This is a genomic window from Pedobacter sp. UC225_65, assembly GCF_042698365.1.
In the GTDB taxonomy this organism is placed as follows: domain Bacteria; phylum Bacteroidota; class Bacteroidia; order Sphingobacteriales; family Sphingobacteriaceae; genus Pedobacter.
In genome coordinates this window covers 3,524,418-3,546,458 of record NZ_CP170550.1, presented here as the reverse complement: position 1 = coordinate 3,546,458, position 22,041 = coordinate 3,524,418, and the positions used below count along the sequence as shown (strand labels likewise).

Annotated in this window: 20 protein-coding genes and 3 pseudogenes; 13 read left to right on the top strand and 10 right to left on the bottom strand. The window is 38.7% G+C overall.

Translation table 11 applies throughout. The features are described 5' to 3' along the window. Positions 1–55 precede the first annotated feature (55 nt). Positions 56–838 carry a diaminopimelate epimerase gene (gene dapF, locus ACFJIZ_RS18665; RefSeq protein ID WP_379087525.1) on the top strand — a complete coding sequence of 261 codons (783 nt, stop codon included), beginning with the start codon at positions 56–58 and terminating at the stop codon, positions 836–838. Between the two features lie 273 nt (positions 839–1,111). Here dapF and ACFJIZ_RS18660 read toward each other — a convergent pair whose 3' ends face one another. Beyond that, entirely contained in the window at positions 1,112–2,812 is a 1,701-nt protein-coding gene (locus ACFJIZ_RS18660; protein WP_379087522.1) for a helix-turn-helix domain-containing protein, read from the bottom strand. Then, positions 2,754–3,410, bottom strand: coding sequence for an AAA family ATPase (locus tag ACFJIZ_RS18655; RefSeq protein ID WP_379087519.1), 657 nt, complete (start codon positions 3,408–3,410; stop codon positions 2,754–2,756). The genes ACFJIZ_RS18660 and ACFJIZ_RS18655 overlap by 59 nt, the downstream gene beginning before the upstream one ends. A 373-nt stretch (positions 3,411–3,783) precedes the next feature. Here ACFJIZ_RS18655 and ACFJIZ_RS18650 point away from each other — a divergent pair, with 373 nt between their 5' ends. The 3 genes from ACFJIZ_RS18650 to ACFJIZ_RS18640 are packed head-to-tail and all read left to right on the top strand — an operon-like array spanning position 3,784 to position 7,369. Beyond that, positions 3,784–5,937, top strand: coding sequence for an outer membrane beta-barrel protein (locus ACFJIZ_RS18650; protein WP_379087517.1), 2,154 nt, complete (start codon positions 3,784–3,786; stop codon positions 5,935–5,937). Further along, positions 5,912–6,580, top strand: coding sequence for an outer membrane beta-barrel protein (locus tag ACFJIZ_RS18645; protein WP_379087515.1), 669 nt, complete (start codon positions 5,912–5,914; stop codon positions 6,578–6,580). The genes ACFJIZ_RS18650 and ACFJIZ_RS18645 overlap by 26 nt, the downstream gene beginning before the upstream one ends. A gap of 6 nt (positions 6,581–6,586) precedes the next feature. Next, complete coding sequence (locus tag ACFJIZ_RS18640; RefSeq protein WP_379087512.1) at positions 6,587–7,369, top strand: GLPGLI family protein; 783 nt, start codon at positions 6,587–6,589, stop codon at positions 7,367–7,369. 75 nt (positions 7,370–7,444) lie between these two features. On the opposite strand, the gene ACFJIZ_RS18635 is transcribed toward ACFJIZ_RS18640, so the two are convergent. The 4 genes from ACFJIZ_RS18635 to ACFJIZ_RS18620 all read right to left on the bottom strand — a co-directional run bounded on the left by ACFJIZ_RS18635 (position 7,445) and on the right by ACFJIZ_RS18620 (position 10,507). Then, a complete protein-coding gene (locus ACFJIZ_RS18635) occupies positions 7,445–8,140 on the bottom strand; it encodes a response regulator transcription factor (RefSeq protein WP_379087509.1) in 696 nt (231 codons plus the stop codon). 11 nt (positions 8,141–8,151) lie between these two features. Beyond that, entirely contained in the window at positions 8,152–9,618 is a 1,467-nt protein-coding gene (locus ACFJIZ_RS18630; RefSeq protein WP_379087506.1) for a sensor histidine kinase, read from the bottom strand. After that, positions 9,587–9,988, bottom strand: a complete 402-nt coding sequence (locus ACFJIZ_RS18625; RefSeq protein ID WP_379087503.1) for a hypothetical protein — start codon at positions 9,986–9,988, stop codon at positions 9,587–9,589. Before ACFJIZ_RS18625 ends, ACFJIZ_RS18630 begins: the two co-directional genes overlap by 32 nt. A 150-nt stretch (positions 9,989–10,138) precedes the next feature. Further along, positions 10,139–10,507, bottom strand: coding sequence for a DUF3127 domain-containing protein (locus ACFJIZ_RS18620; RefSeq protein WP_379087500.1), 369 nt, complete (start codon positions 10,505–10,507; stop codon positions 10,139–10,141). Positions 10,508–10,704: 197 nt separating this feature from the next. Between ACFJIZ_RS18620 and ACFJIZ_RS18615 the strand changes: the two are divergent. From ACFJIZ_RS18615 to ACFJIZ_RS18590, 6 genes and pseudogenes are all read left to right on the top strand, one after another. Further along, positions 10,705–11,899: pseudogene (locus tag ACFJIZ_RS18615) on the top strand (class I SAM-dependent RNA methyltransferase). A gap of 78 nt (positions 11,900–11,977) precedes the next feature. Beyond that, entirely contained in the window at positions 11,978–12,220 is a 243-nt protein-coding gene (locus ACFJIZ_RS18610) for a helix-turn-helix domain-containing protein (RefSeq protein WP_379087497.1), read from the top strand. An 81-nt stretch (positions 12,221–12,301) separates the two neighbouring features. Continuing rightward, positions 12,302–12,948: pseudogene (locus ACFJIZ_RS18605) on the top strand (HD domain-containing protein). Positions 12,949–13,038: 90 nt separating this feature from the next. Continuing rightward, positions 13,039–14,065: pseudogene (locus ACFJIZ_RS18600) on the top strand (sensor histidine kinase). An 82-nt stretch (positions 14,066–14,147) separates the two neighbouring features. Then, positions 14,148–14,789 carry a DUF47 domain-containing protein gene (locus ACFJIZ_RS18595; RefSeq protein ID WP_379087494.1) on the top strand — a complete coding sequence of 214 codons (642 nt, stop codon included), beginning with the start codon at positions 14,148–14,150 and terminating at the stop codon, positions 14,787–14,789. A gap of 6 nt (positions 14,790–14,795) precedes the next feature. Next, a complete protein-coding gene (locus ACFJIZ_RS18590) occupies positions 14,796–16,097 on the top strand; it encodes an anion permease (protein ID WP_379087491.1) in 1,302 nt (433 codons plus the stop codon). A 2-nt stretch (positions 16,098–16,099) separates the two neighbouring features. Here ACFJIZ_RS18590 and ACFJIZ_RS18585 read toward each other — a convergent pair whose 3' ends face one another. The 3 genes from ACFJIZ_RS18585 to ACFJIZ_RS18575 form a co-directional block, all read right to left on the bottom strand. Then, positions 16,100–16,714 (bottom strand): FMN-binding negative transcriptional regulator, encoded by a 615-nt coding sequence (locus ACFJIZ_RS18585; RefSeq protein WP_379087488.1) that lies wholly within the window; start codon positions 16,712–16,714, stop codon positions 16,100–16,102. Positions 16,715–16,758: 44 nt separating this feature from the next. Then, entirely contained in the window at positions 16,759–17,856 is a 1,098-nt protein-coding gene (locus ACFJIZ_RS18580; RefSeq protein WP_379087484.1) for a carboxypeptidase-like regulatory domain-containing protein, read from the bottom strand. A 159-nt stretch (positions 17,857–18,015) separates the two neighbouring features. Then, a complete protein-coding gene (locus ACFJIZ_RS18575) occupies positions 18,016–18,594 on the bottom strand; it encodes an RNA polymerase sigma factor (protein ID WP_379087482.1) in 579 nt (192 codons plus the stop codon). A 315-nt stretch (positions 18,595–18,909) separates the two neighbouring features. Between ACFJIZ_RS18575 and ACFJIZ_RS18570 the strand changes: the two genes are divergently transcribed. Further along, positions 18,910–19,644 (top strand): DUF4197 domain-containing protein, encoded by a 735-nt coding sequence (locus tag ACFJIZ_RS18570; RefSeq protein ID WP_379087479.1) that lies wholly within the window; start codon positions 18,910–18,912, stop codon positions 19,642–19,644. Between the two features lie 226 nt (positions 19,645–19,870). On the opposite strand, the gene ACFJIZ_RS18565 is transcribed toward ACFJIZ_RS18570, so the two are convergent. After that, positions 19,871–20,254, bottom strand: coding sequence for a VOC family protein (locus ACFJIZ_RS18565; protein WP_379087476.1), 384 nt, complete (start codon positions 20,252–20,254; stop codon positions 19,871–19,873). A 91-nt stretch (positions 20,255–20,345) separates the two neighbouring features. Between ACFJIZ_RS18565 and ACFJIZ_RS18560 the strand changes: the two genes are divergently transcribed. Then, the gene (locus ACFJIZ_RS18560; RefSeq protein ID WP_379087473.1) at positions 20,346–21,203 is read left to right on the top strand and encodes a helix-turn-helix domain-containing protein; all 858 of its coding nucleotides are present in this window, start codon (positions 20,346–20,348) and stop codon (positions 21,201–21,203) included. A gap of 76 nt (positions 21,204–21,279) precedes the next feature. Then, positions 21,280–21,966 carry a siderophore-interacting protein gene (locus tag ACFJIZ_RS18555; RefSeq protein WP_379087470.1) on the top strand — a complete coding sequence of 229 codons (687 nt, stop codon included), beginning with the start codon at positions 21,280–21,282 and terminating at the stop codon, positions 21,964–21,966. Positions 21,967–22,041: the final 75 nt, after the last annotated feature.

The following is a 22,041-nucleotide window of genomic DNA, read 5'->3' as shown; positions in this document are numbered from 1 at the left end:
GCTTTAGATTTTCCATTTTCAGCAAACAAATATTTTATTCTTAAATGAAGAAATAATGAACATCAAATTCTCAAAATACCAAGGCGCAGGCAATGACTTTATTTTGATAGACCATACCATGAGCCCGTTAAAAAACATTGATAATGAGCTGATAGCCAAGCTCTGTAATCGTCGTTTTGGTATTGGGGGTGATGGATTGATGTTTTTGACCAAACATGCAGACTACGATTTTGAAATGGTCTATTACAATGCGGATGGAAATGTTGGCAGCATGTGTGGCAATGGTGGACGTTGCATCGTTGCTTTTGCCAAACACCTAGGCATAATTGACAGTGAAACCAATTTTTTGGCAGTTGATGGTCCGCATTATGCCAAAATTACAGCCGAAGGGAATTGGGTTGAGCTGCAGATGATTGACGTGGCTACCATTACAAAAGATGGTGAAGCATTTGTTTTGAACACAGGTTCTCCTCATTATGTAGAGAAAGTTCAAAATTTAGCCGAACTGGATGTATTTACCACCGGAAAAGCGATTCGTAACAATGCAACCTATCAACAAAACGGAATCAATGTAAATTTTGTAGAAGATAAAGGCGACCATCTTTTTGTGCGCACTTTTGAACGTGGCGTAGAAGATGAGACCTATGCCTGCGGAACAGGAGTAACAGCGGTGGCCATGGCCATGGCACAACAAAAAGAAGCGGGACATATCCAAACACCTATTGAGGTTTTGGGTGGCAAACTACAGATCAATTTTGATTATGATGGTTCAAAATTTACCAATGTCTTTTTATGTGGCCCTGCAGAAAGGGTTTTTGATGGGGAGTTGGAAGTTTAATTACTCAATTGTTTACTAGTTCATTCGTCATTGGTTCATTTGGATTTGAGTCAATATTCAAACTCCAGACCTCGGACTTTCCGACTCTTCAACATCAAGACCTTAGCCCCTATTGTTTAATTGCTCAATTGTTTAATTGGTTAACTGTTTAGTGGTTCTTTCGTCATTGGTTCATTTGGATCTGAATCAAAATATTCAAACTTCAGACCTCAGACTTTCCGACTTTCTACATCCCGACTTCGGTCATCAGACTTCCGACTCTAGACTCATAACCTAATTCCCCTCAGCCAGATAAGCTGCAATCGCAATTTTTATCTCTCCAAAAGCATAAGATTTGCCTAAATGCGCTCTGATCTCATTTAACCTAATAGATTTTAACTTTACAATGGTTGCGGTAATTTCGGCCAATCTTCTAGCTGGTACCAGTTCGCTAGCTTGTATTTCCTGTTTAGCCACAAAATGTGCCAAATGCCCTTCTATCGTACTCTGCGTGATTTTTCGTTCACTTGCAATTTCAACTAGTGTTTTACCTTCCTTAAACAAGGCAAGGGTAACTTCTTTTGTATCTACTTTTGGTTGGGCTGGGGCTTTCTGCTTTTTAGCAGCTTTTGGCCTACTATAAAACTCATCAGCAGATGGATTAAACTCTTCCTTATTTGGTAATGTATAAGCCCGCTTAACTTGTTCTTCTCTTTTTGCACTATTGTACAAAGCCATCACATCTTCCTTGGTCAACTCTACCCCACTATTGGCCGCCGCAAGCATAGCCTTAGCTTTACGTATCTTTTTAAATTGTTCGTAAAACATGGCCTCCATATCAATCAGTTCTGCCAGGTATTCTTTGGTCTGTTTTTCTGTCTTTACAATTTCGATGAGTTCAAAAATCGAGTTGCTGATTTGCTCTAGTTGAGGATTAAAATAATTCTCTGCCGCTGCTGTGCGCTCTAATAATAAAGCCAAACTTTCTGCATTTTCAGTAACGAACAGTCGCTCGATCTGTTTTAAGAATTTATCTGCATTTACCTTTAAGGCCATTAGCTCTTGCTGCATTTTAACGGCCCATTTCAGATGTGTTTGTTTAGTAGAACGTTTTTCATCTTTGGTATAACTAAAAACATGTTCAAACACATAATTATCTAGGGTGGTAAAACTAAAGCTCTGCAATAACGAATGTTTTAAAAAAGCATCACTTTCTTTTTTGATCTGGATGCTCAGGTCTTCCTGTTGTTCTTTGGTCCTTGCAAAATAAGTTACATTTTGGTCTTGTCTAATCCCTCTGTTAGAAATTAAGGAGGTGAGGATCAGCCCATCGAGCGAACGCAATCGGGAAAGCGCCACATAAATTTGTCCCGGGGCAAAAGCATCCCCAATATCAATGATCGCTTTATCAAAGGTTAAACCCTGGCTTTTGTGCACGGTAATTGCCCAAGCCAATTTTAGTGGAAATTGCGTAAAAGTGCCTGCAATCTCCTCTTCTATTTCATTGGTCGTTTTATTGGTGGTATACCTGATGTTTTTCCAGGTGTATTTTTCAATTACCAGGCCCTGTCTGCTTCCATCAACCTGCACTTCTATCACATCGTTACTGAGCTTGGTCACCACAGCTATTTTTCCGTTAAAAAAGCGTTGTTCGCCAGTTGGATCATTTTTGATGAACATAACTTGAGCGCCAACCTTTAACTCGAGACTTTTTTCTGCCGGATAGGCACTCTCGCTAAACTCCTTTTCTACTACAGCGCTATAAAAATAAGACTTGCCCTTGAGTTCATTTAAACTGTTTTTGTTTAACGTATCCGCTTTGTGGTTATGTGTGGTCAGGGTAATATAATTATCCGTTAATTGAGGTTGGTAGTCTTCTCTATAATAGGTTTCGAGCAAAGCCATGTCTTGCGCGGTAACTTGGTTATTGCGCAGGTTATTTAACAAATGGATAAATGTTTCGTCTGCCTGACGGTAGAGTCTTCTCCAGTTCAATATATACTGGCGGATTTTTCTCCAGCGCTAAAGCATCAAAAAAGAAAGCACTTTTATAGAACGAGCTGAGCAGATTCCATTCTGTATTTTTGACCACCGGAGGCAATTGGTGAAGGTCGCCGATGAACAAAAGCTGTACACCACCAAAATTAGCATTGTTTTTACGGATGTAACGTAAAACCATATCAATAGCATCCAAAAGATCAGCCCTAAGCATACTTACTTCATCAATGACCAATAACTCCAAGTCCAACAAAATGCGACGTTTTGTGGCATTCATGTTCAAATGTTTGATGATGGATTTTGGCGTATGGTAATGCTGATAGGCTTCAATAGTTGTAGTTGGCGCCACTTTAGGCAAAAATGTACCGAAAGGCAACTGAAAAAGCGAATCGATCGTTACACCGGCCGCATTAATGGCAGCTATGCCCGTTGGGGCAACAATAACTGCCTTTTTATGCGTTAATGAAATCAGGTTACGCAAAAATGTCGTTTTACCCGTACCCGCCTTTCCGGTCAGAAAAATATGTCTTGAAGTTAAATTGATAAATTTAGCAGCAAGTTGGGCGGGATGCAGTTCTTCTGATGGTTGTAACATGGTATGTTTTGATCACGGGCTCCTTAATATACGGCTTTCACTTTATACAAATTCTACTTTTTATAAAAATATAGCTTGAACTAAAAGAAGTTTCGTACGACTTATCAATTCTTCTTTATAAGCAAATAGGCTGTAAAATTAGGGTATTTAAATTTGTTTTCTCGATTGTTCTCTTCTCTCTTTTAAAGACCAACGCTTACAATCAAGATAATTTCATAGTTTCTACAAAAACAGAGGAACATCAAATCTACCATGAAAACCGTTGATTGCCACGCGTTTGTTAAATAATGTTATTAAGTGTTAAATAACACAACTATATTTTTAGTATTATAATTTTAGTTTTATATTCGGCCGACCAAACAAAACTTACTAAATGAGATCATTATGTCTTGCACTACTGCTATCCTTATGCTTTAGTAGTGCTCTTTTTGCACAAAATCCTTATGCAATAAAAGGAATTGTTGCAGACACCACCAGTAGCAGTCGGTTACACAATGCCACCATTAGCATCTTAAACGCAAAAGACTCTACCTTATACAAATTTACACGTGCGGCAGCCAATGGAACCTTCTCTATTCTACCGATGAAGAAAGGTAATTTTATCTTATTACTTACCTACCCTAACTATGTTGATTATGTCGCTCCATTTACTTTGGATTCTGTAAATAGCAGTATAGATTTTAAGGTAATCGGCATGAACTCCAAAGCCACGCTGCTGAATGAGATCATTGTGAAGGGAAAAGTTGCAGCCATTAAAATCAAAGGCGATACTACCGAATTCAATGCCGCAAGTTACACCATACAGCCCAACGATAAAGTAGAAGATCTCTTGAAAAAAATGCCAGGTATTCAAGTAGACAAGGATGGCAAGATTACCGCACAGGGTAAAGCCGTGCCTAAAGTATTGGTAGATGGGGAAGAATTTTTTGGCGATGACCCTACGTTGGTCACCAAAAACCTGAGGGCAGATATGGTAGATAAGGTACAGCTATACGAAAAGAAAAGCGACCAAGCTACTTTTACAGGTGTTGACGATGGGCAAAAAACCCAGACCATCAACATCAAACTAAAGGAGGATAAAAAGAATGGTTACTTCGGTAAAATTGATGCGGGCGTAGGAAACAGTGGCTTTTATCAAGGTCAGGCGATGTTCAACAAGTTTAAGGCAAAACAAAAGTTCTCTATTTACGGCACTACAAGTAATACCAATAAAACAGGCCTTGGCTGGGACGATAGTGACCGATTTGGCGGTGGCGGTGGTGGAGATATGGAGTTTCTTGATGGGGGAATGATGATTTCTTACGGAGGTGGCGACGATATGGACTCTTGGGGTGGTCAATATGATGGTGAAGGCATACCAAGGGCAAACAATGGTGGCGCCCATTATGATACCAAGTGGAACAAAGACAAAGAATCAATCAATCTAAATTATAAAATTGGTTCATTAAGTGTAAAGGCCAATAAAAATACCATTAACCAAAACACTTTGCCAGGAGGCATCATCAATAGCAACAGAGATCAGTTTACCGACAATTACATGTTCAGACAAAAGGTTGATGCAACTTATCAAATCAAATTAGACACTACATCCAATCTAAAGATCATGATTGATGGAACGTTAAAGAACAATGAAACAGCCAATAACTATAGCAGCATTGGTACCAGGGGTGACAATAGTTTGATCACTAAATCTGCCAGAGACTTGAGCAACAACGGCGATGAACAGATTTTTAACATCTCGGCATTTTATACCAAAAAGTTAAAGAAAACTGGAAGAAATTATTCTATCAGGGTTGCACAAATGGTAAATGAAAAAGATAATGAAGGTTATTTGAAGGCAAAAAATGAATACTTTAATACCACAGGGCAATTAGACAGTATTGAGAACATCGATCAATTTAAGATCAACAAACTCAAAACCAATTCATTTAACTCTAACATTACCTACAACGAGCCTTTAGGTAAAAAACTTTCGTTATCGCTCAATTACGGTTTTGGACTAAACAATAGCAATGCCGACAAAAGATCTTACAACGCTTCTGTTCCGGGCAAATACGATATCTTGGATTCGGAGTTCAGTAATGATTTTGAGGCCACGCAGATTACCAATCAAGGAGGTGCCGTTTTTAATTACAGAACCAACAAAACGACCCTAAACTGGGGTACGAAGATCAATGCCGTTAGTTTTGACCAATCTGAGGCCTATACCAATACCCGATACAAAAGAAGTTTCTTAAATTGGATTCCACAGGCAACTTACCAATACAGGTTTTCACAACAAAAGTCATTGCGATTTAATTACTATGGTTATACTTCGCAGCCTAGCGTAGAACAATTGCAACCTGTTCGGGTAAACAACGACCCATTAAACATCCCATTGGGTAACCCCGACCTTAAACCTTCTTACAATAGTAGCTTTAACATCAGTTACAATTCTTACAAAGTATTAACCAACCAATCTATTTATATCAGTGGTAGCTATGGCTTTGTAAACAATCAGATTGATCAACAATACCACTACCGATGATGCGGGTAAAACTATATCGCAAGCCATCAACTTGAAAGACAAGACACCTATCAACTATCGTTTATATTTAGATCTGGGCAAAAAAATAAGTTCAATTGATACCTATATAGGTTTAAGCCTAAATACCAATGGTGGCACCAATTATAGCTACATCAATAGCCAAATGAACAAAACAAACACCAGCAATTATGGTGCGAACCTCAATATCAATAAATCTGTAGAGAAGAAATACGAAATCCAATTTTATGGAGGGCCAAGCTATAGAAGACAGAATCTTTCCTTACGTCCAACGTCCAATAATGATGGTTGGAATTTTAATGGAAGCGCCTCATTCGCCATTTTCTTCCCTGGCAAAATACAGCTTAGATCTGATGCGCAGTATACTTATAATGGAAAAACAGAAACCCTTAATACTAGCTTTAGTCAGGTGATATGGAACTCTGGCATCACCAAAAGCTTCTTTAAAGGAGAAAACCTAAAAATGAGCATCACTGCAAACGATCTTTTGAACCAGAACAGGGGCTTTAACAGAAGTGCATCAGAGAACATGATTACACAAACTAGTTATAACACCATTAGGCGTTATTTCATGTACTCAATTACATGGGACTTTAACAAAATGGGTGGCGTATCTAAAAACTAAATAGCAATGAAATCAAACCAATTTATAATTATATGTCTGCTGTTGTTTACTGTACAAACAGCAGTTGCCCAGAATGCCCGCTTTGCTACACAAGGCATTATCGAATACGAGAAAAGGGTAAACATGTATGCATTGATCAAAAAACAGATCACGCCACGTAACGAAAGTTACATGAAACCCATGCTCGAGAATTACCAGAAGACACAGCCACAATTCAAAAGCTTAAAAAGCACGCTTACCTTTAGCAAAGACCAAACATTGTTTAAGCCGATTGAAAATAAAGATGCAATAAACAATACCATGTGGGGTGATGATTTTGGCGCATCGACACAGAACAATACCGTTTTTACTAATACTGAAGCTGGCACCAGCATAAGCCAGAAAAAGGTGTATGAAGAGACCTATCTGGTAAAAGACAGTACCCGTAAGATCAACTGGAAAATTACCAACGAGATCCGAAACATTGCCGGATACGACTGTCGTAGAGCCAATGCCTTGATCATGGATTCTATTTATGTAGTGGCATTTTATACCGATCAAATACCCGTTTCTGGCGGCCCTGAATCATTTACAGGTCTACCAGGAATGATATTAGGAGTAGCCTTACCTTATGAACACGTAACCTGGTTCGCTACTTCTGTATTGGACCAACCTGTAACAGATGACAAACTAAAAGCGCCAATAAAAGGCAAACCGGTCGACAATAAACAATTGATCACCACTTTAAAAGCGGCGTTAAAGGATTGGGGAGAATATGCCCAAGATGCATTAAAAGCATTCTTGTTGTAATACCAAAACTAAAAAGAAAGCCCCAGACTAATCATCTGGGGCTTTCTTTTTGCCTATTATAAATTAAAAGCTTGTTTAGTTCACGAGCAGTTTATAACCTTTCCCATGTACATTTAAAATCTCTACTTTTGGATCTTCTTTAAGGTATTTGCGCAATTTGCTCAAGAATACATCCATACTGCGACCGTTAAAATAGTTGTCATCGTGCCAAATGCTCAACAATGCTTCTTCTCTGGTCAAAACCGTATTTTTCTTTAAACACAATAACTGTAAAAGCTCTGCTTCCTTTGTAGAAAGTTTTTGTTGTTTCCCATTAAAATGAATCAATTGAGTAGTATAGTCAAAATTATATTTACCAATCTCAAACTGGGTCTGTTCAGGTTCATGTACCGGATTTTCTTTGGTGGCCACTCTTTTCAGTAAGGCATTGATCCGCAGCAACAACTCTTCTATGCGAAAGGGTTTGGTAATATAATCATCCCCACCAAGATCATAGGCAGAAGCTTTATCTTCCATCATGGCCTTTGCCGTAGCAAAGATAATGGGAACTTCCTGATTGATCTTCCTAATCTCCTTGCCTAACGTAAAACCATCCTTTTTGGGCATCATTACATCCAAGATGCAGAGATCAAAGCTTTGTTTAGAAAAGGCCTTCAAACCTTCTTCACCATCAGTACTCAATACAACATCGAACTTGCCTTTTAGCTGCAAGTAATCTTGCAATAACAGCCCCAAGTTAGGGTCGTCTTCTACCAGTAAGATTTTCTTCATGTGTGTGTTAATTAGTTGTTTTGCTTAAACGGTAAGGTAACCTCAAATGTTGTTCCTCTATCCTTTTCACTATGCACTTTAATACTCCCATTCATTTGAGTAACAATATCTTGCACATAGTTCAACCCCAATCCAAAACCTTTTACATCATGCAAGTTACCTGTTGGCACCCTATAAAATTGATCAAAAATGCGTTTGGTCTGTTCTTTTGTAAGTCCAATACCTTCATCGCTGATTTCGATACAAAGATTTTTAGTGGTACTTTTTGTACTGATTATTATTTTGGGAGCGTCTAAACTATATTTATTTGCATTATCAATCAGGTTGTAGATTACATTGGACAAATGCAATTCATCACCCATAATGATATCCTGTTCTGCATTTAGATGAAGCGTAATTTCGGCCCCCTTTTTCTGCAGCTGCAAGCTCATGCTATCTACAACAGCCGTAATCAGGTCATTCATATTAACTGGGCCCTGCTCTAACTTGATTTCTTTTTTATCTAAGCGGGCAACACTAAGTACACGCTCGATGTGGTTGCCCAAACGCACATTTTCATCATAGATGATACCTGCCAAACGATTGATCCTATTTTTATCTTCTACAATTTCTGGATCCTTCAAAGCCTCGCTGGCGATCATGATCGTTGCCACAGGCGTCTTAAACTCGTGGGTCATGTTATTGATAAAATCTGTCTTCATTTCTGACAGTTTTTTCTGTCTGATGATGGCATAGATTGTATAAGTGAAGATAAAGATAAGGACCAACAGCAAAGCTGCCGACGAGGCCATTGTGGCAAATATATTATCTAACAACAAGGAGTTCTTTTGCGGAAAATAAACATAAAGTATACCTGGGTCTCTGATGATATCCTTATTGAATAATGTAAAACCATAGATATTTTTTGGTAATACTTCCTCGTCAACATGAGACACATTTTTATATAATATAGAATCCTTCTTTGCCAATTTGACCCAAAAATCATAGCTGAGATTGATACCCTTGTTCAATAATTCTCTTTTGATCAGGGTGTCTAATTTATCGCTACTTGGTATGCGATCTGCCAACGGCACATCCTTATCTGCCATCTCCTTAGCTGCTGCCTGCAGCACGCTCACACTTCCATCATCCAATAGCCTCGCTGTATCGGCATTCAGCTCAGTCAAGGCTTGTTTATATCTTCTATGGGCAATGGCGTCTTCGATCTTGAACTTTTTGGTCAGCGTATTATCTACTGTTGGTACAGAAACTGTTAACGGTAATCCATTTCTAGGATCTAACACGAGGTACCTGATGCTATCTGGCAAACTGGTAGGGGATAGATTAAAAGTTTTGGCCCTATTTGGATCGTAATTTAGGGCAATCGTCCGCATCAAGTTCCCATTTTTATCTTTGATATCTCTTGTGATCAACGAAACACCTGAATGCAAAAGATTAGGCAAGTTGTTATACTCTTCTTCCGAAAGGATCCACACCATCGCCAAAGTTCATTTTAACTAATGTATCCTGATAATTAAGGGCATCCACAATCTGGCGGAAGTTCTCACGTTTCCTTTTCTCTTCTTCTTCTTTAAATTTTTCTCTTAACTCTACGTATTCTTGGGCCCTGTCTAAGTCGCTCTGCTTGCGTTGCAGCTTAAAATCCAGATCTTTTTTGCCAATATGATCTACGGCGTTTAGGGCTTGGACTTTATTCACCACGGCGTTCAACGCCTGGTTTACATTTTGCTCAAATAACTTGGAATTTAGCTTATAAGATTCCCTGATGTAATACAATTGCATTACAAAAACACCTAGCAATGCGAAGGTCATTAGGGCCGTGATCAACCAGAGGCTTCTTTTTTTCATTTTAGCTATTCAAAAATAAATGATTAATAAGCAACTCCGTTGGTTTTAACACTTTTTAACACAATATAAACCAACCAATTAAACACCAAAAAAGCCATTCCGAACATCAGAATGGCTTAGATTTATAAATTTGTTTTCCTAAAAGACTACTTAAAACGGTAGATCATCTTCTTCACCTGCTGGTGCGTTCAAATCTACTGGAGCAGCATATTGTGGAGCTGCTGCAGCGCCTGCCGTATTGGTCAATGCAGTTAAACGCCAAACCACCAAACTATTGAAATAAGAGGTCACTCCTTCTTTGTTTGTCCACGGGCGACCGCGTAAATTGAAGGAAACTTCTACTTCATCACCTGCTTTTAAAGTATCGAACAAAGCTGTTTTATCTTGTAAAGCCTCAAACCTGATATATTCAGGGTAAGTAGGATTTTCTGCGTATTCTATAATTAAATCACGTTTTTTAAACGTATCACTTACCTGTTGTACCGCACCAATTTCGTGCACCTTGCCTTTAATTTCCATTTCAATACTTATAATTATACTATCAAACCAAATCTCTCAATTTTTATTGAGAAATCTATGCTTCATCCACATCAAGTTTTCCACACCCAGTGCCGTTAATTAATTCTATCATGAAGAAATTATTATCGTTTTAATTAGCGTATAATCATCCTTCAAATTAAATCTCTTTTTTTATTGGTAACTTTGCCTTTAATATGATGCAAGTTTTCCAAACCAAAAGCAAGGTAATCATTACCTGCAACAAAAGGCTTTCTCCTTATTTACAAGATGAGGTTGTAGCTTTAGGCTATGATATTGTAAGGGCTTTCCCAACGGGAGTTGAGTTGAATATCACTTTAACCGAGTGTATCAAGCTTAACCTTAATCTAAGATGTGCCAGCCAGTACTCTCTACTGTATAAACAGCTTTAAAGCCAACACTCCTGATGAACTTTACACGGCTTTAGTAGCCATGGAATGGGAAGAACTGATTGATTTTTCGGGCTATTTTTCGGTGACATCGAATGTAGACAATCCAACGATCACCACGCCGCTTTTTGCCAATCTAAAGGTAAAGGATGCCATTGTAGACCGAATTAAAGACAAAAAAGGTATCCGTCCAAATTCTGGTGCAGATGCCAATAAAACAGTAGTACATCTCTACTGGAAGGATGATGAAGCAGATGTGTTTTTAGATACCAGTGGCGAAACTTTGGCCAAACATGGTTACCGCAAAATCCCTGGAAAAGCGCCAATGTTGGAAGCTTTGGCTACCAGCGTAATCTTGGCTACACAATGGGACCAAAAATCTCCGTTTGTTAACCCGATGTGTGGTTCTGGAACATTAGCCATCGAAGCTGCATTATTGGCCACCAACCGCAGACCTGGTCTGTTCAGGATGAACTACGGTTTCATGCACATTATGGGCTATGACGAAGAAGTGTTCTTTACCGAACGCAGAATCTTAAAAGACCAAGTTATCAAAAATGCCGACCTTCAGATCATTGCCACCGACATTTCTGAAGATGCTGTAGACGTAAGTCGCAAAAATGCGAAAACTGCCGGTGTAGATACATTGATTACTTTTGAAGTTTGTGATTTTGAAGAAACGCAGGTTCCTGAAGGTGGAAAAGGTGTTGTGGTATTTAACCCAGAATACGGTGAACGTTTGGGTGTACATTCTAAACTAGAACTGACCTATAAACGCATCGGTGATTTCATGAAGAAAAATTGCAAGGGTTATTTTGGCTATATCTTTACTGGCAACCCAGACCTGGCCAAAAAGATTGGATTAAAAGCTGATAAAAAAATAGAATTCTATAACGGAAAGCTCGATTGTCGTATGCTGGAGTATGAATTGTACGATGGAACAAGAAGAGCTGAAGAAGATCGTCCGAAAGCCAAATTGGGATAAATTTCTGAAAACAGAAATTAACTAAAACTGTTGGCCCTTCTTTTGCGTTTATAGTTTCATGATTAACTTATTGATTCTATGAAAGATCAGTTAAAAGAGGAAATGAAAGTTGTGGCAGGCAACATTAGAAAAATTAGAGAATACAGAAACTACACCCAAGATTATTTAGCAGCTAAATTAGAGATCTCTCAAAATGCATATAGCAAAATAGAATTGAGCTATAGTAAACTTACCCTAGATAGGCTTTTTCATATCGCCCTTATTTTAGATGTAAAAGTAACACAGCTGCTCTATTTTGACCCAACACAATTTAAGAAGTAAAAGAGCCTTCGTTCAATAACTTTTCAACACATGATCGTTTACAGCTAAATTCGCAATAACTTGCGGGCATAGAATTTCTTTATGCAAAAAATCATCGACCAAACCATCAATTTCGTTAAAATTACTTTGGCCAATGCCGAAACTGGACACGATTGGTTCCACATCGAACGCGTATACAAAACTGCGCAAACCATTAATGACACAGAAAAAGGTGATGAGCTTATAGTTGCCCTTGCCGCACTATTACATGATATTGCTGATAGCAAGTTCAACAATGGCGATGAAGAGATTGGCCCTCAGAAAGCAGGAGATTTTATGCAAAGCATCAATGTACCGGCCGATGTAATTTTACATGTGCAAGAAATCATCAGAAATCTGTCTTACAAAGCAAGTTTAGGCCACATTACATTTGCTTCTAAAGAACTGGACATTGTACAGGATGCCGATAGACTTGACGCAATTGGCGCAATTGGCATTGCTAGGGCATTTACTTATGGAGGTTATAAAAATAGGGTATTGTATGATCCGCCATCAAACCAAACCTTAACATGAGCAAGGAAGAGTATAAAAATACTACAGCCCCAACAATCAATCATTTTTATGAAAAACTGCTGTTGCTGAAAGACCTGATGAAAACTGATGCTGGCAAAACAATGGCTACACAACGCCATCAATTTATGTTGAGCTATCTGGACCAGTTTTATGGAGAATGGGAAGGCAAAAAATAGCCGTTGCTGTTCCTTGCAAAGGCGTAGAAGCTGTTCACACCCCAAATTAATTTAACATTTACTTAACTTAGAAAAGCGTAAATTAGCTTTATGAAGCTAAGTGTCCTTGTTCTGATCACCGCACTCGCCGTTGGCCTTTCTATCGGCTTGGTAAACTACCATTTCCAAAGTAGCTGGTACTATCTTTTGATCTCTCTTTGGGATTTCATTTGTAACCAGCTTTCTGGTTTTCTATTACCTTTTAGAGAAATACATCTATACCAAGATCAAACTAATCTATAAGTTGATCCATAACCTTAAGCTAGGTAAAGATTTAAAAGAAGCTTTGGGCGAATATGTAAGCTCTGACCCCATCAATGATGTAGAACAAGAGGTTAAAGAATGGGCAGGGGCCAAAAAGAAAGAGATTGACCTGTTGAAAAAGCAGGAACAATTTAGGCGAGAGTTCCTTTCCAATGTTTCTCATGAATTTAAAACGCCTCTTTTTGCTATCCAAGGCTATATAGAAACTTTACAAGACTGCCTGATCGATCATCCAGAGATGGCCATGAAGTTTTTAAAAAAAGCTGAGAACAATGTAGAACGCTTAAGCTATCTGATCAACGACCTCGATTCGATCTCTAAGTTGGAAACAGGAGAAATTCCGATCAACTTCGAAAAATTTGATTTTGTAGTCTTGGCCAAAGAGGTGATGGAGAATTTGGAAGACAGAGCCTTAACCCATAAGATCAACCTTTCTTTTAAAGAAAAATATACCGCCCCTACTATTGTTTTTGCTGATAGGGAAAAAATTAGGCAAGTAATGATCAATCTGATTCAAAATTCTATCAAATATGGCAACCTGAATGGATCTACCGCCATTAAGATCTTCGAATTACACGACCAGTTTCTGATTGAGGTAACTGACGATGGAATTGGAATTGAAGAAAAACACCTGACAAGATTATTTGAACGTTTTTACCGGATCGATTCGCACCGTTCGCGCCAAGAAGGAGGTACGGGTTTAGGCCTTGCCATTGTAAAACACATCCTGGAAGCGCATCAGCAAACCATTTCTGTACGTAGTACCCCTAACATAGGTACTACCTTTGCATTTACCTTGCAAAAAGGCAGTTAATGATAAATTCTCTTAAAATAGTTGAAAGAGTTAACATTAACTTAACATACTAACTTTAGATTTGCATCATATTTAATTTAATATGAATAGCATTTTTAGCTTCTTTACACCTAAAGACAAGAAATTTCAACCGCTGTTTGAACAAGCGGGCGCAAATGTTTTAAAAATTTCTGAAGCCTTATTGGTTGTGGTTACAACTAATGACCTAGAAAAAAGAAAAGAAGCCATTAAGGAAGTTGAACGCCTTGAGCATGTTGGAGACGACATTACCCATACCATCTTCATCGAATTAAGTAAAAACTTCATCACTCCTTTTGACAGAGAGGATATCCACTCTTTGGCCAGTGCCATTGATGACATTGCTGATTATATCCATGCTTCTGCAGGTAACATCGAACTGTATAATGTAACCAATATTGGCGATGCCATGGTTAAATTAGCCGAACTGCTTGTAGAAATGTGTGGCGATTTGGAAAAAGCCATTAAAGAGTTGAGAAGCTTTAAAAATATCCGTGTTATTGCTGATGCCTGTGTAAGGATCAACAGTGCAGAAAACCAAGCAGATTACGTGTGTAATTTAGCCATTGCACGTTTGTTTGAATTTGAAACCAACGCTATAGAATTGATTAAACAAAAAGAGATTTTACAGACCTTAGAAATTGCAACCGACAAATGTGAAGATGCAGCTAACGTATTGGAGTCTATTTTGGTTAAAAACGCTTAAGAAAATATGAGTCTAACCCTCCTTTTGGTCATCATTGTATTAGCGCTGATCTTCGATTATATCAATGGCTTTCATGATGCTGCAAATGCAATTGCTACCATTGTGGCCACTAAAGTATTAACACCTTTTCAAGCTGTAGTTTGGGCAGCATTCTTCAACTTTTTAGCCTATTGGGTTTTTGGTTTTGGAGTTGCAGATACAGTGGCCAAAACAGCCAATACCATGGAGATCAACCTGGTTGTAATATTGGCAGGGGTTATTGCCGCCATCATCTGGAATTTATTTACCTGGTGGTTTGGTATCCCATCAAGTTCATCGCACACCTTAATTGGTGGTTTTGCTGGTGCCGCCATTGCCCATGCAGGCATCAATGTAGTGAATTGGTATAAGGAAGGTAAAGCTGGCGAAATGCCAACTGGCGTATTGGTTATTGTAGGATTTATTGTACTGGCTCCGTTTATTGGGGCTATTGTTTCTTATTTTATCTCCATTTGGCTTTTACACTCTGCAAAAAAGAGTATCTGGCCCAAAATATTTACCTTAACCTTAATCATCTGCACCATTTGGTTCATCAGCAATCAGATGTTGATGTATAGTGAAATCAAAAAACCACGTTTCGACTCTCACTTTTATAGTGTAATTTTCGAATCGCACAATATCAAATGGCTTTTGGTAGGATTTATCATTCTTTCCATCAGTTTCTTCTGCTTAATTTTTAGCAGTTTAAACCAAACACAATCTACTGCTTGGTTAAGAAAAATGCAATTGTTATCATCAGCTTCCTTCAGTTTAGGGCATGGTGGTAACGACTCGCAAAAAGTAATGGGTATCATTGCCGCCGCTGTTGTAGTGTACATCCACACCAGTGGAGTAGCCATGACAGAATTACCAGCTTGGCTACATGTTGCCCTTCCATCTAAAGGACCAAATGGCGAAGAAATTGCCGGACACATGCCACCATGGATTCCATTGGCCTGTTACAGTGCAATTGCTGCCGGAACATTAAGTGGCGGATGGAAAATCGTAAAAACAATGGGCTCTAAAATTACCAAAGTAACGCCATTTGAAGGTGTAACCGCAGAAACTGCTGGTGCATTGACGTTATATTTCACTGAACACTTAAAAATCCCTGTAAGTACAACACATACCATTACAGGTTCAATTATTGGTTCAGGCTTAACAAAAGGTGTTTCTGCAGTAAAATGGGGCGTAACGGTAAAACTGATCTGGGCATGGGTATTGACCATTCCTGTATCTGCGATCTTAGCCGCATTGATCTACTACCTATTAAGCGCTTTTATCCACTAGGTTTATTCTAAAGCTTTCATCTGCTCGGCAACCTTTCTAGAATCTGCATCGTCACTCGCGGCTAGATGTTCGGCAATGTTTGTTCGGTTAGCTGTAGAGTGGTTCTGGCTTAACTTAAACACATGCTGTAGATCTTCTACCCTGATTTTGAAGCCTGCAATTGCCTTTAAGTGTTTGTCGATATAAGCAGTATCCATTTTATGAAAAGAGGCTGGACTGTTATTCGCATCTTCATAGCTATCGGTGAGTTGCATGATTACTCTTCGTGTTTCATCCTCAGCCATTAACCTAATCTTACCTTTGGCCTGTACCGAACTGTAGTTCCAAGTAGAGGCGACGGCTGGGTTTTCGTAAACAGCAGCGCTGACATAGGCATGTGCACCTGTAAAAAGGGCCATTACATTTTCATTTTTGGCATAGGCCAAATGATGGTCGGTCTTTCGCATGATATGGCCAACGATGTGCATCCCCTCTTCATCCTGATAGATCTGCACAGGGACTTGGGTAGCGACAGGATAGGTTCCATCAAAACCTATCAAGGTAATAAAGGAATGGGCTTTCATAAACGCCAATACTTTATCGGCATCTTTTTCTTCAAAATGTGAGCTCTTATACATTGGATCAATAAGATTATAAAATGGAGAATAGTGGACTAAGCAGTCTAGAATTTAATGCTAACCACAACAGGTGAGCTTTTTGTAGGCACTTCCCAATTTGGACCATTTTTAACTAAACGAATGGCCTCGTCATTTTCAAATTTGGTTAATGTACCAACAACCTTGATGTTAACAGGCCGCCCTTTTTTGTTAACCTTAAAGCTCAACCGAACAGCTCTACCTGTGGTCGTTTTATCTTTCAGCAATTTGTTGTTATCAAGCAGATACTGTTCAAATTTTTCCCAACCATCAATTGGTTTTGAAGCATAATCAGAGATGCTTTGAACAGCTGAAGTAACTTCCCTTTTCGCTACCTTATTTTTACCAAAACCTGTAACCACAACTTCACTTAGAGTACTTGCATCTTGCTCTAAAGCCACACGAAGTGGCTCATTGGCTTTGATCTCTACTTCTTTCTGTTTAAAACCGATATACCCAATGGCTAGTTTTTGCTTACTTAAATTACTATCTAAGTTCAACACAAATTCGCCTTTTGCATTTGTAGTGGCCGTAATATTACTTCCTTTTGATTTAACCAAAGCTCCGATAATAGGCTCACCATCTTCATCCGTTACTTTTCCGATCACCTTAACAGTAGGTTGGGCAATAGTTATTCCTGCTATTCTCCCTTGAAGTGCCTTATCCATTTGGACAGGTGGTGCTGCTGCAGCTGCAGTTATTTCCTTTAACTGGATTTCTTTGGCTACAGCAGTATCTTCAGTAGCTTTCCTAGCTACTGTTGGCGCTGCAGCAATTATTGACTGGACCTGCTTATTTTCAACAGCCTTAGGCTTTTTGTTATTCGCCAACGTATTGGTTTTGGCATCTGCCAAGGCTTTATCTATTACAGCTGCTACTTGAGGGGGTTCCTTAACTTCTGGACTCTTTTTAGCTCCTCCTGCTGCAATATTTACATCGATATTTTTAGTTTGGCCTGCCAATATTTCTTGACGTTTGTTTTCCTTCATCCAGAACAACAGACTTACGGTAACAAATAGAACAGCAGCTGTTGCAGCAATACTTAAACGTTGCGAGGTAATTCGCCATCTTTTCTGTTCTACAGGTTTTTGCGCAATACGTTCTTGCAACTGCTTTTGTAACAACGACAAAGATTGCGTCCTTCTTGGAGATTGGCTTAATCCAGCTAGCGCCTCGGCTACAAAAGGGTACCCTCCAACGAAAGCTTTTCAACCTGGTACATAGCTTTGGCATCAAGCTTACCATCAAGGTAATCTTCCAATACTTCTATATCTAACCACTCGTTATAACTCACTGTTTTTCTCGATACAAATTTTCAAATTCCTTTTCCCATTCTGGATATAGCTCTTTACTTTAAGCATATCATATCCCGTTATTTCGGCAACTTCCTTATAACATTTCTCTTGCAAATAAAACAAATCTACACTTTTGCGCTGTTCTTCAGGTAGGGTTTCCATGCACTTTTCCATCACGCTTAGCTGAGTTTCTCTTGTATCATCAATATCTAGATGCACAAAATCAGCATTTTCCACAAAATTATCTTCCATGGCAACCGTTGGATTTTTGGAAGCCTTGCGCAAGGCCATTAAACAATGGTTCCTAGAAAGTACATGTAACCAGCTTTTAAAGTTCTGCACTTCATGAACTTTCAGTTTCACCACCAGTTCTTCAAAGATCTGCATCACTGCATCTTTGCTCTGCTCCTCATCCTTAAAATAATTTAGGCATACCCCAAACACCAAGTGCATGTACTTATTGTAAAGTGTACCCAATACCTCCAAGTTACCACTTTCTTTATAGGCGGCAATAAGCGAAGAATCATCCTGCTCATTTATTCTGGCTGTATTTTTAATAAACTTCAAACGGTGTTTCGGCTAAATTGAGTCAAGTATAAAAAATATTTTCGGATAAGATCTGGAAATCTGATAAACCTTACATCCATATTAAAAACCAAAACTCATGAAAAAATTATTATTTATCTTTTTTTAAAAGGGTACTATGAGGAAAAATAGAGAAGGCTCCCGATCAGAAATTTTAAAATTGGCTAATCCTACTCAACTAATGGCAAAAGATTTGCTTACTATTGCCAATAGAAATGATGTTAAATAGTGTGTTGGTATCAAATGACCCATTGCTGACCTCATCTGTTTCTTTAATTTAACGCTAAAACAGAAAAAATGAAAAAAATCAGTTTATATTTCTCGGCACTTTGTATCCTATGCCTTGGCAGTTGCGATGTACAGAGCCAAAACAAAATCGGCAATATATTAAAACAGATTCCAACAAGTGGCACGCCAACAACTTTAGAGATTGGGCAGGGAATCAAGCAGGCATTAGAAATCGGGACCTCCCAAGGTGCAGATAAACTTTCGGCAAAAGATGGCTTTTTTGGGAACTTAGCAGTGAAGATTCTTTTCCCTACAGAAGCTCAAAAGGTAGAGAAGACCTTGCGAAGTATCGGTTTAAATTCTTTGGCCGACAATGTGATCTTGAGCATCAACCGAGCAGCCGAGGATGCTGCAAAGGAAGCAAAACCAATTTTTATCTCAGCTATAAAACAGATGACCATTGCTGATGCTACCAATATCTTGTTAGGTAACAAAGATGCAGCAACCCAATATTTTAAGAGAGTAACAACTGCACAACTCATGGAAAAATTTAAACCTGTAATTACAAGTAGCTTGAGTAAGGTTGGTGCTACAAAATACTGGGGAGATGCCGCCTTAGCCTACAATAAAATACCACTGGTTAAACCCGTAAATACAGACTTATCATCATATGTTGCGCAAAAGGCGATAGATGGCATGTTTATACAGGTTGCCCAAGAGGAATTAAAAATCAGAGACAACATTGGTGCCCGTTCTACTGGTTTGCTACAAAAGGTATTTGGTTATGCAGACACCAAAAAGTAGTTAACAAAATTGTGGATTTGTGGATAAATTTTTATCCAATTAAAACTAAAGATTTCCTAGCTTGTTCTAACTAAAAAGAACAGCAAAACTTAGATAAAAAAGTCCTGTGAGCGGGTAATCCACGAAGGGCAGGCACACCATAAATCGACCGATAAAATTGCTTTTAAAACAAAAAGCTTCCTGAATTTTGGGAAGCTTTTGTTTTTAATAAAGTTTCAATAGACTATCAATTTATCGAAAATAACCAAAGATTATTTCCCTCTACATCTTCAAAATTGGCCATATAACCCATATCTGGGGCGATCATTGTTTTTTCCATCAACACTTTGCCATTTGCCGCTGGTATCCTTGCTAAAACCGTATTGAGGTCATTCCCACCATTAAGATAAACTTTTGGCCCATCAGCACTTACCTTGTAGCCTTCGCCTGCAACAATGGCCACGCCCACGCCTCCATTTTCTCGATCATATAATAAGAAGCCCATCCTAAAAGGTCCCATCTGCATTTCAGGCATTTCATAATCAAAAATTGCACTGTAAAATTTTTTTGCCCGATCAAAATCAAGCACTGGAATTTCGATCCAACTAGCTGCATTATGTGTCATTTCCATAGTTATTTGTTTTTTACTTAAAGATAAATATATTATGTAGAAACAAAATCCAAAAAACTGAAGCAATCATCCTTTACTTTATCTTTGTGAAATGCCAAGTCAACATATTCCAATCCATTCGTTAAAAGACATCAACAAAGTTGGACTTGAAATACGTCATTTGGCATCAATAAGGGAAATTGACGAAGATATATATGGCGTGCATCGTGATGACCACTACCTATTCTTCTTTCAACAAGGTGGTTTTAGCCAGATCATGGTTGATTTTAAGGAAATTACACGTGCAGGCAAGTGGTTATTCTTTATCTTACCAGGTCAGGTCCATCAGGTGTTGGCTAACCACAATTGTACAGGCTGGTTCTTGGCAGTGGGGGCAGAATACCTCAACGAAACCTACAGAACAGTTTTAGATGAGCGATTAATTGGGCAACAACCTATTGCTCCAGACCATGAAACTACAGCATATTTAGAACAAAGTCTTTCTTTATTGGATAAAATCTGTAACCAGACTCAGGATTTTAAGTTCCAATCCCAAATCATCCGTTCGTTGATTGACACTACTATAGGTTTTTTTACAGCTGCTTATTTAACAGCCGAAAACGGACAACATCAACATGAGCTACGACCAACCACCATTACCCGACAGTTTAGACAGTTACTTCGCCAAAACTTTAAAGAAATCAAAAGTCCGGCTGCCTATGCCAGTTTATTGAACATTTCACCAGCTTATCTCAACGAGGCTGTTAAACAAAATACTGGTTTTGCGATCAGTTATTGGATCCACCAAGAAATTATCCTAGAGGCCAAACGTTTACTTTATTATACAAATAACAGCATTAAAGAAATTGCAGTGGCCTTAGGATATGCAGACCATGCTTATTTCTCCAGACTTTTCAGCAAAGTTGTGGGGCAATCTCCGATCCAGTTCAGAAGAGACTACCACGAATAGTCCAACACTTACATTGTTTTAAGCATTGTTTCCAAATCGCTTTATCACGTGCTTTGTGTATCAAAATTTAACGACGATGACCATTAAAAACAAAGTCATTTCTTTATTAGAAAACGCATTTGGCAAAACTGGAAAAGTGTTAGAAGTAAGGGCTTGGAACCCTGCTACTTTTTTTGAGGTCGATGTACATTTTCCGGACATGAAAATGGAGAAATGGGATAAGGTGCAGCATATAAAGGTTAGGGTTGCCGAGGGCATCTATAGAGACTACACCCCCGCCTGTTGGGACGTAGAAACCAGTACTTGCACCCTCTTTATCGATGCACAGCATGAAGGACCCGGAAGCAAATGGGCAAGTAGTTTAAAAAAGGGCGACACTATCGTATATGTTGGTGTGGGACCAACTTTTCATCAACCCACAACCAATAGTGCCATGATCAGCTTGGGAGATATGAGCAGCATTGGTCATTATTTGGCCCTACAACAATTGGCAAAAGAACAACCGCTCGTAGGCGCAATTACCATAGCAGAAGAACATCATCGCCGAGAATTTAACGAATACCTAGATTGGAACATTGGTGCCATTGCCCAACAAGATTTTGGAGGATATTCTGCCTTGGCCAATTGGATAGAAACCAATGACCTTACTACCGCAACGGTTTATATTACAGGACATATTCCTACATGTGTACAATTGCGCAAAAGGATCAAACAGCTCAACACCCAACCCAAAAGCATCAAGGTACAAGGCTTTTGGCAATAAACCCGTTATTGAAGGAATTTAAAATCTCTAGTTTATACTGGCCTTTTTTCATGTCATTTGCATCATCCATCGCTT